Origin of the sequence: Bacteroides sp. MSK.18.37 (genome assembly GCF_019129155.2) — a bacterium.
GTDB lineage: Bacteria > Bacteroidota > Bacteroidia > Bacteroidales > Bacteroidaceae > Bacteroides > Bacteroides ovatus.
In genome coordinates, this window is sequence record NZ_JAHOIB020000001.1 from 1,221,063 (window position 1) to 1,232,241 (window position 11,179).

General features: G+C 39.4%; 9 protein-coding genes. 1 reads left to right on the top strand and 8 read right to left on the bottom strand.

Annotated features, from left to right (window positions below):
- Positions 1 to 357: 357 nt before the first annotated feature.
- From KSX81_RS05200 to KSX81_RS05220, 5 genes are all read right to left on the bottom strand, one after another.
- A complete protein-coding gene (locus KSX81_RS05200; RefSeq protein WP_004311770.1) occupies positions 358 to 1,296 on the bottom strand; it encodes a tyrosine-type recombinase/integrase in 939 nt (312 codons plus the stop codon).
- A 448-nt stretch (positions 1,297 to 1,744) separates the two neighbouring features.
- Positions 1,745 to 4,369: a PL29 family lyase N-terminal domain-containing protein gene (locus KSX81_RS05205; RefSeq protein WP_217725469.1), complete on the bottom strand. Its 2,625-nt coding sequence runs from the start codon at positions 4,367 to 4,369 to the stop codon at positions 1,745 to 1,747.
- Positions 4,370 to 4,743: 374 nt separating this feature from the next.
- Complete coding sequence (locus KSX81_RS05210; RefSeq protein ID WP_004307167.1) at positions 4,744 to 5,682, bottom strand: tyrosine-type recombinase/integrase; 939 nt, start codon at positions 5,680 to 5,682, stop codon at positions 4,744 to 4,746.
- Positions 5,683 to 5,872: 190 nt separating this feature from the next.
- Positions 5,873 to 7,510: a chaperonin GroEL gene (groL, locus tag KSX81_RS05215; RefSeq protein WP_004301061.1), complete on the bottom strand. Its 1,638-nt coding sequence runs from the start codon at positions 7,508 to 7,510 to the stop codon at positions 5,873 to 5,875.
- 43 nt (positions 7,511 to 7,553) lie between these two features.
- Positions 7,554 to 7,826, bottom strand: coding sequence for a co-chaperone GroES (locus KSX81_RS05220; protein ID WP_004301062.1), 273 nt, complete (start codon positions 7,824 to 7,826; stop codon positions 7,554 to 7,556).
- Between the two features lie 244 nt (positions 7,827 to 8,070).
- Here KSX81_RS05220 and KSX81_RS05225 point away from each other — a divergent pair, with 244 nt between their 5' ends.
- Positions 8,071 to 9,117, top strand: a complete 1,047-nt coding sequence (locus KSX81_RS05225; protein ID WP_217725984.1) for a L,D-transpeptidase — start codon at positions 8,071 to 8,073, stop codon at positions 9,115 to 9,117.
- 388 nt (positions 9,118 to 9,505) lie between these two features.
- Here the strand turns inward: KSX81_RS05225 and KSX81_RS05230 are convergent, their stop codons facing one another.
- The 3 genes from KSX81_RS05230 to KSX81_RS05240 form a co-directional block, all read right to left on the bottom strand.
- Positions 9,506 to 10,234 carry a DUF5039 family protein gene (locus KSX81_RS05230; RefSeq protein ID WP_217725985.1) on the bottom strand — a complete coding sequence of 243 codons (729 nt, stop codon included), beginning with the start codon at positions 10,232 to 10,234 and terminating at the stop codon, positions 9,506 to 9,508.
- A gap of 59 nt (positions 10,235 to 10,293) precedes the next feature.
- A complete protein-coding gene (locus KSX81_RS05235) occupies positions 10,294 to 10,842 on the bottom strand; it encodes an NUDIX hydrolase (protein ID WP_008999729.1) in 549 nt (182 codons plus the stop codon).
- 68 nt (positions 10,843 to 10,910) lie between these two features.
- The gene (locus KSX81_RS05240) at positions 10,911 to 11,084 is read right to left on the bottom strand and encodes a hypothetical protein (protein WP_004301069.1); all 174 of its coding nucleotides are present in this window, start codon (positions 11,082 to 11,084) and stop codon (positions 10,911 to 10,913) included.
- Positions 11,085 to 11,179 lie beyond the last annotated feature (95 nt).

Here is an 11,179-nt window from a genome sequence, read left to right on the forward strand (position 1 = left end):
TAATAATATATTATTAAACACTAAGTTTCAATAATAGCACAACCCGTTACTCTGTAGGTAACAGAGAAACCTTTGTGCCTGCTCTTCTGGAGTAGTCGATACTGAAAAATGATACCAAATGTGATGAAATTTTTTTACCCCTGCTTCTGAAAGGCAGTAGAGGGGAAGGAAATCTTTTGCAAAATTTAGAAGTTAACAAAGCCCTAATACAAAGAATCCGCGTGTTTTATTTGTCCTAGTTCTACTTTTGAATGCTTTATTAGAAAAAATGTGTGATTTCGTTTGGTTGTTTTAAGAAATATGCTCATATTTGCACCGATATTCATTCCCGTTACCTACAGAGTAACAGAATAATTTTCAAGCACTTACACCTGTCACTGAACGCTTTACAAAATCGAGAACTTGCTTATTTGCTTCATCAATTTTCTTATTCCTGAAAGGCTTCAGATAAGTTTCAGTGACGGTGATAGACGAATGTCCCATCGCTTCGGAAATAATACCCGGATGGATTTCACAATAATAAGCCGTCGTAGCCCAGGTATGACGGGCAGTGTATGAACTAAGTTTATCTCCCAATCCGAGCAATTCACCCAATAACATCAGCTGTTGGTTAAAACTACGTAATGCAAGCTGATATTCGCGATAGGCTTCTTTAGTTCCTTCCCGACTTCTCAACAATGGAAATAAATAAGGAGAAGAAGAATCACGATTCATGTATTTCTTTACCAAAGCCATTGCTTCCGGAGTCAATGTCACCGACAATGGTCGCCCGGTTTTACGTCTGCGATACGTTATTACATTACCGCGCAAATCACTCTTACGCAAATAAGCAAGATCGACAAACGGCATACCACGAAGCGAAAACATCAGGATGAATAGCTCCTGCGCCTGATATACCGCTAATGGTACACCCGATGCACGAGATAATTTAGTAAACACCTTCTTCATATCGTCATCACCCAACGCACGTTTATGGTCAGCCCGCGTTCCGGTATAAACAGAACGAAATAAATGAGGAACATAAGGAGCCTTCTGAAGATCGACCGCACGATTGTAAACCGCACGAAAGGTCCGTAAATAGGTGGAAACGGTGTTCCAACTACATCCACGACTGCGAAGATATACTTCGAACCCTTTCAACCACTCCGAAGTCACTTCACTAAAAACAAAATCATTTTTCCCACGATAAGCAATGATGGCATTCAGACTACTACGATAGACATGTGCAGTCCCAAAGTTTCCCTCCATCTGTAACCCAGTGGCTACCTGCTTCATAAATGCTAGTACTTTCAACATCTCATAATTTATTAATAATTTAGACGATAAATATACGAGTATTATCCCATCAATGGAAATACCCCGCATGAACAAACAAAGGAAATAGCTAAGATGTTCCAAAGACAAAAGAGCACGAAAAGCCCGGACTTTCACAAGCCCGGGCTTTCTATACTCTCAAAACATCTCCTTAATCTATAGGGAAATAAGGGACTAGCAAATTGGTTCTAGTGCAAATAAGAAGATGTAATGAGACAAAAAAAGGGATACCTGTGGGAAATAAGGGAGGTATCCCTTCCAAGAGACAAACATTTGAGAAAACATACTTTCACAAGCATAATTTTCAGTCTATCTCTTAGCATATTTCTTTTTAAAGGATTTATTATCCTATATTACAACTTGTAAAGAGAAGGCATCTTAAGTCTAAGAAGAATTAGGATGCCCTCAATTACAAATCCTTTAATCCTGATTACTTATTTACTTTTACGTAGATTGATACAGATTTAGTTCTGCCCCACTTATCAAGAATATTAACATTTACTTTACAAGTAGGAGGAGTTAGGATTACGGCACCCTCCTTCTTAGATATAACAACTTTCTTTGGATCATCAGTAAGATTACCATCGTTCTTCGCCAAATAAGTTGTAGCGTCATCATCTGCTAATACAACTGAAACAGACTCTATTCTGTTATCGCTGAATTCATAGGAATTACCACGAGCATCTATTCTCTTGAAATCTTTAGCTGATATTTCTACAGTATTTCCTTCGATTATGAGCGGATTTGCTTCTGTTCCTATAATTTTCTTATCTACTTCTTTGGTATATTCGAAAGTACCTTCAAAGATTTCTGATAGTATTGTCAAATTGAATCTATCAGTAATAGCTTTCAAACGAGAATTTCCGAATGGTGCATAAGACACAGTAATATAACGACCAGTATAAGCACCACCCCAATTTTCATCAGTTGCTGGCTTAGAAACATAAGGGAAAACTTTAATTTTTGAATTCTTTGTTGGTTGTGGGAGAGTCTCATCCAACCATGCAGGAGCAAACTGCTTTTTACCACTTACCACTCTAGAAGGTTTCTCTTCAGTGAATGTAATAGTATTCTGTTTATCCGCTGATATAGAACCTTCTTTATATAGGGTGTAAAGATCGAAGCCAATCTTTGTATCAGCAGTAGCAGCAAGAACTGCAGTAGTCGGTACTGTACCATAAGCCTTGGCATTATCACCATCAAAGTAAGCAGTTGCACGTTTAAATGTGAACAATTTATCATTCTGCTGATCTACAGTAATCTTGAATGTAGTTTCATACAAAAAGTCATTACCCAAACCTGCTTGGGAATCCTTATTTTTGAATTTAACTGTAGCAGTATGAGATACGGCAGCCACATTTTCTTCGTCAAATGTAGCTTGGATTACAAATTTAGTAATTTTAGCTATATCAGCTTCACTTGTTCCTGATACAGGCTTTCCGTCTTTATCCAGACCTACCAATTTTAACTGAATACTACCATCCATATAAGACTGAACCACCTTTCCATTGATCATTGCCTTATCATCAGTATAAGCAATAGTCGCAACTATTGGGTCTGACAGTTTAATTTGTCCTTTAATCTCATCTACTGAAGGACCTACTATTTCAGAAGTAGCTGTCTTATTGCTAGCATCTACGACCCAAGTCATATCTTTGATTTCAGCTTTCTTAGACACATAAGTAAACGTCAATTCAACTTCAGGATCTTGAGTACTTCCATCAACAAGAAGACAGTGAATCTTAACTTTCACCTGACCCTCCTTATTTGCTAGAATTGTATTCTTCTCTTTATCAAATTTTGCATCAGCTTTTTTAGCTTCTTCATCAGTTACCTCATAATAATAAGCTACCACCTTATCCAATTCACTACCAAACAATTCATCCAAATTATAGGTAGTTTGGTAAGGCATAGGTTCAGGAGCAGTAAAATTAACATCCGGTATATTTTGGCTGCTAGCCTTAATTTTCACACCATACTGGGAAATGATTTCATTACCCCATGCATCTTTTGTTGTAAGCGCATAAGCAGTTTCAGCACTTTCCAAAGCTGTCAATTCGTCCTTAGTCAATCCGTCTACAAACTTCAGAGTCAAATCGTATACACCTTTATTTGCTGTAGGCTCTTTTTCCGGATCCGCTGCACGAGTCAAAGCATCTATACTAAAATTATCTGCTATATTTGCAACAGCAAAATTAGTATTACCCTTAGAGTCCGTCAAGCCTATTTCATAAGCTTGAATATCTGCTGCTTTCAAGTTTACAGGATTAATCAATGCATGAATCTTGCTGCCACCTCTAGCAACAAGCAAATCCCCTTTCTTCTTGAAAGTTTTGTTTCCATTAAACACAATATCTTTGCCAGCTATGCTATAATATAAAGTAGTTTCAGCCTCTGTAGAACCAACATCAACAGAACCATCGCCTTTTATACCAAGCACACTCATACTAGTGATACGAGCCGATTTCGGCATAGAAACCGTTTCCCATTCTTTAGTCTCCTTATTGAAAATATTCAATATCCAAACCAATGGATTACTAGCATCAGCAGCTACATAAATATCAGTAGCAGCTTTAATTTTTGTCTCTACAGGTTTTTTAGTTTCAGCATCCCAAACCATCCAGAATCCATTTTCTGAAATTTGAGGTGCATATCCGTCTTCTCCTTTACCACCCGGAGATCCTGCAGCGCCCGGTTTGCCATCAGCACCTTTCTTTCCTTCTGCACAAATACCAAGATCATTATCATTGACAGTCCAGTTCTTTGTTACCGGATCAATCTTAATAGTCGTTGGTGTAGCATCCTTACCGCTTGTAATAGAATAACTTTTATTATCATTAAAAGTTATCTTAAATCCATCGGTAATTTGTTCAACATTGGTAACCCATTTACCTTCTTTCACAAAATTCTGCAACTCGGCTATACTAGCTTTGTTTGCGTCAATCTGTGTTTGCAGATTGTCGATGTCATCATCGTAGTCTTTACAGCCTACATAGGTGACAGTAGAAAGTGCCAGCGCCCCGAAGAACATCACTTTTACAAATTTTCTTTTCATAACTACTTAAAAATTACATTAATAATATATTATTAAACACTAAGTTTCAATAATAGACTGCCCGTTACTTTGTAGGTAACGGAGAAACCTTTGCGCCTGCTCTTCGGGAGTAGTCAATACTGAAAAATAATACGATATGCAATGAAACTTTTTTACCCCTGCTTCTGAAAGGCAGTAGAGGGAAGGAGATCTTTTGCAAAAATTTAGAAGTTAACAAAGCCCTAATACAAAGAATCCGCGTGTTTTATTTGGTTAATTCCTGTTTTGAGTAGTTTATTAGAAAAAATGTATGATTTCGTTTGGTTGTTTTAAGAAATATGCTCATATTTGCACCGATATTCATTCCCGTTACCTACAAAGTAACAGAATAATTTTCAAGCGCTTACACCTACAACAGAGCGTTTCACGAAGTCAAGAACTTGTTTATTTGCTTCATCAATTTTCTTACTTCGGAAAGGTTTCAGATAGGTTTCAGTGACGGTGATAGACGAATGTCCCATCGCTTCGGAGATAATGCCCGGATGGATTTCACAATAATAAGCTGTCGTAGCCCAGGTATGGCGGGCGGTGTACGAGCTCAACTTATCGGATAATCCCAATAATTCACCTAGCAACATCAACTGTTGGTTAAAGCTGCGCAATGCCAACTGATATTCGCGATACGCCTCTTTGGTTCCTTCACGGCTTTTCAACAATGGAAACAAATAAGGAGAAGAAGGATCACGATTCATATACTTCTTCACCAGGATCATCGCTTCGGGAGTCAATGTCACTGACAATGGCCGTCCTGTCTTACGTCTGCGATACGTTATTACGTTATCACGCAAATCACTCTTACGCAAATAAGCGAGATCCACAAATGGCATACCACGAAGCGAAAACATCAGAATAAATAACTCTTGCGCCTGATATACCGCTAATGGCACACCGGACGTACGAGACAATTTTGCAAATACCTTTTTCATATCTTCATCGCCCAATGCACGTTTATGGTCGGCACGAGTACCGGTATAAACAGAACGGAACAGATGAGGTACATAAGAAGCTTTCCGAAGATCAACGGCACGATTGTAAACCGCACGAAACGTGCGCAAATAAGTGGAAACGGTGTTCCAACTGCAACCACGACTGCGAAGATATACTTCAAATCCCTTTAACCACTCCGGACTCACTTCATCAAAGGTGAAGTCCACTTTCCCACTATAAGCAATGATGGCATTCAGACTGCTACGATAAACGTGTGCAGTACCGAAGTTTCCCTCCACCTGTAGCCCGTTAGCTACCTGCTTCATAAATGTTAATACTTTCAACATCTCACTTTTATTAATAAATTTGATTCTAAATATACGAAGTATTCTCATTACTAAGAATACGTTGACCAAACAAAATATAAAGCAAGGATGTTTTGAAAAGATCAATTTGCAGAATAGATTGATAATAAAAAGAACGAGGGTACCCTTTTCGGACACCCTCGTTTTCATATTCATTCAGCGAAAGCCGGAATTACATCATTCCGCCCATGCCTCCCATTCCGGGAGCGCCCATCGGCATTTCTGGCTTATCTTCCTTCTTTTCTACAATTACACATTCAGTAGTCAGGAACATACCAGCGATAGAAGCTGCATTTTCCAAAGCTACACGAGCAACCTTAGCAGGATCTACTACACCGGCAGCGTGCAAGTTTTCGTAAACGTCCGTGCGGGCATTGTAACCGAAATCACCTTTTCCTTCACGTACTTTCTGAACAACTACTGCACCTTCTTTACCAGCGTTAGCAACAATCTCGCGAAGCGGTTCTTCGATGGCACGTTTGATGATACCAATACCAGTTGTTTCATCAGCATTATCACCCTTCATTCCTTCCAAAGAATCAATAGCACGGATATAAGCTACACCACCACCCGGGATGATACCTTCTTCGATAGCAGCACGAGTTGCACGCAAAGCATCGTCCACACGGTCTTTCTTTTCTTTCATTTCTACTTCAGAAGCAGCACCTACATAGAGAACAGCTACACCACCTGACAATTTAGCCAGACGTTCCTGCAATTTCTCACGGTCATAGTCAGACTTAGTTGCTACAATTTGTGCTTTGATCTGTTCGCAACGTTCCTTGATGCTGTCTTTGTTACCTGCACCGTTTACAACAGTTGTATAGTCTTTAGTAACTGTAACTTTGTCAGCAGTACCCAACATTTCGATGGTAGCCTGTTCCAGTTTCAAACCTTTTTCTTCGCTGATAACAACACCACCTGTCAGGATAGCGATATCTTCCAGCATTTCTTTACGACGGTCACCGAAGCCCGGAGCTTTCACAGCACAGATCTTCAATTGAGAACGCAGACGGTTTACTACCAATGTAGTCAATGCTTCGCTATCTACATCTTCTGCAATTACCAACAAAGGACGACCAGTCTGTACAGCAGGTTCGAGGATAGGCAAGAAATCTTTCAGGTTAGAAATCTTCTTGTCATAGATCAGGATGTAAGGTTTCTCCATCTCACATTCCATCTTTTCCGTATTTGTCACGAAGTAAGCAGACAAATAACCACGGTCGAACTGCATACCTTCTACTACACCGATAGTAGTGTCTGTTCCTTTTGCTTCTTCGATAGTAATCACACCGTCTTTAGAAACTTTACGCATAGCGTCAGCAATCAATTTACCGATTACCGGATCGTTGTTTGCAGATACAGTGGCAACCTGTTCAATCTTGTCATAGTTGTCACCTACAGTTTCAGCCTGATCCTTGATTGATTCTACCACTTTGGCAACGGCCTTGTCGATACCACGTTTGATATCCATCGGGCTAGCACCGGCAGTTACGTTCTTCAAACCTTCAGCTACGATAGCTTGTGCAAGAACGGTTGCAGTAGTTGTACCGTCACCGGCATCGTCACCTGTCTTAGAAGCAACTTCTTTTACCAACTGTGCACCAGTGTTCTGGTAAGCATCTGCCAATTCGATTTCTTTTGCTACTGTCACACCGTCTTTTGTGATGTGCGGAGCACCGAATTTCTTCTCAATGATAACGTTACGTCCTTTCGGGCCCAGAGTTACTTTTACTGCATTTGCCAAAGCATCGACACCTTTTTTCAATTGGTCACGGGCATCGATATTGAATAATATTTCTTTTGCCATCTCTTTATTTACTATTTAAAGATTTACTATTTACTATTATTAATTAACCCAAAACAGCGAGAACATCGCTCTGACGCATAATCAGATATTTAGTACCTTCAACGTCAAGTTCTGTTCCGGCATATTTACCATAAAGAACTGTATCGCCTACTTTCAATACCATTTCTTCGTCTTTCGTACCGTGACCTATTGCCACAACTTCACCCTTCAAAGGTTTTTCTTTTGCTGTATCAGGGATAATGATACCACCAATTGTTTTTTCTTCTGCAGGTGCAGGGAGGATAAGCACTCTGTCTGCTAATGGTTTAATGTTCATAGTTACTTGTTATATTTTAGTTATACATTTAATAGTAGATGTTACCCGCCATTTTTCAGGCGGAACGCTAAAGTTATTGCGAAAAGCGTGCCAAAGTAAATAAATGATTCTTTGTCAGAAATAGACTGACAAAATGACTGACAACTTGCATTGTATGGCAAAAAAGTATATTTGTCACCTACTTTTTAAACAAAACAAAAGGATTATTCCTTATAATGACGTATATTCGTAAACGAACCATCAAATGCACTGTATAAATAATATGAATGGAATAGCATCCGGCCTCATCATCGCCTCTTGCGTCTTCTACTCCTGCACTTCGCGTACAGGAGAGATTTCTCCTGTACACGAACAACAAACAGACTCGCTGTCACAGGATACAATAGTTCAACCCGAGGTTAAACCTGTTAATAAAAAACTCACGGCAGAGCAGATAGAAATCTCCAAAGATTTATTGTATGACCAATACACATTGGAAGATACCTATCCTTATAAAGACACTACCCGGCAGTTTCAGTGGGATAAAATCAAAGAACGGCTGGCATTACTCGAAAATATACAGTTGCAGCCTTCCACCTGGGCCATTCTCCAGAATTACAAAAACAGAAATGGAGAAGCACCACTTGTGAGAAGTTTCAAAAGAAACGCTTACGGACGGGTGGCAGATACTCTTGGCATAGAACGTTACCAATCCGTTCCGCTTTATCTATTGACTGACACATTAGTACCCGAACGTTACGGACAGGATGGGGAATTAACCCGTTTTATCGAAGATGGAGAGAAATTCATAAAAGCAGAGCCAATGTTTACCGGAGATGAATGGATGATTCCTAAAAAATATGTCAAAGTAATCGGAGATACGATTGTTTTTAACAAAGCTGTTTTCGTAGACCGCCACAATCAGAATATCGCTTCTCTTGAACGTAGCGGAAAAGGGCAATGGGTGGTTCGCAGTATGAATCCTTCCACTACGGGACGTCATCTGCCCCCGTATGCACAGGAAACTCCTTTAGGAATGTTTGTTTTACAAGAAAAGAAAGTGAAAATGGTATTTCTAAAAGACGGCTCGAAAGAAACGGGAGGTTATGCTCCTTATGCGAGTCGTTTCACGGACGGGGCCTATATTCACGGAGTACCGGTCAATGCTCCCCGCAAGACGCAGATAGAATATAGTCCGTCGTTGGGAACTATTCCACGCTCACACATGTGCGTGCGGAATGCAACTTCCCATGCCAAGTTTATCTATGACTGGGCCCCCGTAAATGAAACTATTATTTTTGTATTGGAATAACCGTTGAACAAATCAGCATCGCCATTCCCTGATTCTTATTATCTATCTTATGAAATATGGTTAGAAAACATATTCTCTATAAGGAGGAAACTTACTTTCTTCCTTGGGAAAAGTTGCTTTTCCCTTATCTCAAACTATAACTGCAAGTTCCGGTTATAAAACTGCAACTTTCAGTTATGTAATCAAAAGTTTCAGTTATATAATCAGAACTTGTGGTTATAGTTTATCTTATACTCTAAACAAGTTTTCTCCCTATGCAAAAGAAGTTGGCATAGGATGAAAAGAAACTTACCTATACGTACTTGAGAGAGAAAACAAAGAGGTCCGAACTCTTCAGTCCAGACCTCCAATTATAAAAAGGGATTTCTTTATCCCAGATGATCTCTTATCAATCAAATATCTTCTCTCTTTTATTTTCTCCGGTTTCACTCAACCCATACTTTGCCCTCATTATATTCTGAATTATCTCTCTCTGTACACTTTCCAATGCACTTATTTCTTTTTGTAATAACTCCAAGGCAGAACCTTTCTGCAATAAATAAGACCGTTCAGTATATTTTATATAAGAAGTCGGAATCTCCTGCTTCTTTTCTTTATAATAGGCAATCGCATATCGCAAAGCTTCCGATCTATATTTGCAGACAGCCTTTCGTTCGGCATAGTACAAATCTTTATAAGCATTCTCTTCACTTCTCAACTTTTTCCAGAATGCAGAAAAGGCTGTTGATACAGCATCTTTCTCTTCCTTGGTTACCGCTTCTTTTTGCTTCTTCACCAGATCTTTATATTCCTTGTATGTATTTAAAAACTTATCCAGTTCCTCTTTACTGGCTTTATGTTCCAGACGATAAGTCTCCAGAGAAGCAGGACGCTCGTATTCGACAACTGTTTGTAGATAAGGCAAGTCGTTCCAGCTTATATATTTATTGTTTGCTTCACAATAATCTGCGTAAGCAGCTGCAAGCTGCCAACTATATTCTTTTGTCTTTTGACTCAATTCCTCGTTGATGGCGGACAAGTTCTTTTCCATCTCTTTCAAGTCCTGTGCTAATACCGCTTGCATACTTCCCCATCCGGAGAGAAACAAACAAAGCATACTCCATAAAACTGTTTTCATAATAAGATGATTTAAATTTTCTCCAAAGTTATTGTTTCTCTACAGAATTCCAAACACAATTACAGATTTGCGATATATTTCCATAATGGAGCAGCATTCAGCGCTTGCATAATTTCGTTCTTATCGAGCAGACTTTTGACTTCTTCCAATGTGAGCAGATGGACGGTGATATCTTCAGTAGCTTCCAGATGCTGATGGTCTATCAGTTCCACGTCTGTGGCAAGAAAACAGTAAGTCAGATTGGTATGAGTGCTCGGATTAGCGGAAATCACCATATACTCTTGCCAGTTTCCTTTTCCGTAGCCCGTTTCTTCCCACAATTCACGCTGGGCGGACACTAACGGCGAAGCATCTTCCTTCTCGCAGACACCGGCACACAGTTCATAACAAGTTCGTTCGATTCCCGGACGGTACTGGCGGACAAAAACGAATTGACCATCTTTGGTTATGGCAATGGTATTTACCCAGTCGGGATACTCAAGGATATAATACTCGGGGATATGATTCCCATTGGGAAGTAACATATCTTCGCAACGCACAGTCAGCCATGGACGGCGAAATAGATATTTGCTACTTACCGTTTTCCAGGCTTTATTCTTCTCTTCCATAAGATTTGTTTTTCTCCCGGCAAAAATACGAATTCCTCCGGATTATCCTACCTTTCGGTTGCTTGTTTTTATTCGTCTGTGTCGATACAAGTGATCTCTATCTCATGTATCTGCTCCAAGTATTTTTTGGTAGAGCTTACCAAAGAACTTCCCATGTAGAATAAAAACATCAGGCTGATAATAACCATCAATGCACCAATCATGGCAAAACGACTGCGCTGTTCAAAAATACTGCTATTCATAACTCTGCCTCCTCTTATTTTTTGTCCACTACAAAGATAACACGCGAGGGCTACAAAAAAGTTACAAGAATGTTTCAAAAAACTTAAATATTGAA

Excerpts from the sequence above, each read along its gene's own strand:
- KSX81_RS05205 (WP_217725469.1), bottom strand. The coding sequence starts at position 4,369 with ATGAAAAGAAAATTTGTAAAAGTGATGTTCTTCGGGGCGCTGGCACTT.
- KSX81_RS05235 (WP_008999729.1), bottom strand. The coding sequence starts at position 10,842 with ATGGAAGAGAAGAATAAAGCCTGGAAAACGGTAAGTAGCAAATATCTA.
- KSX81_RS05225 (WP_217725984.1), top strand. The coding sequence starts at position 8,071 with ATGCACTGTATAAATAATATGAATGGAATAGCATCCGGCCTCATCATC.
- KSX81_RS05230 (WP_217725985.1), bottom strand. The coding sequence starts at position 10,234 with ATGAAAACAGTTTTATGGAGTATGCTTTGTTTGTTTCTCTCCGGATGG.
- groL (WP_004301061.1), bottom strand. The coding sequence starts at position 7,510 with ATGGCAAAAGAAATATTATTCAATATCGATGCCCGTGACCAATTGAAA.
- KSX81_RS05240 (WP_004301069.1), bottom strand. The coding sequence starts at position 11,084 with ATGAATAGCAGTATTTTTGAACAGCGCAGTCGTTTTGCCATGATTGGT.
- KSX81_RS05220 (WP_004301062.1), bottom strand. The coding sequence starts at position 7,826 with ATGAACATTAAACCATTAGCAGACAGAGTGCTTATCCTCCCTGCACCT.
- KSX81_RS05200 (WP_004311770.1), bottom strand. The coding sequence starts at position 1,296 with ATGTTGAAAGTACTAGCATTTATGAAGCAGGTAGCCACTGGGTTACAG.
- KSX81_RS05210 (WP_004307167.1), bottom strand. The coding sequence starts at position 5,682 with ATGTTGAAAGTATTAACATTTATGAAGCAGGTAGCTAACGGGCTACAG.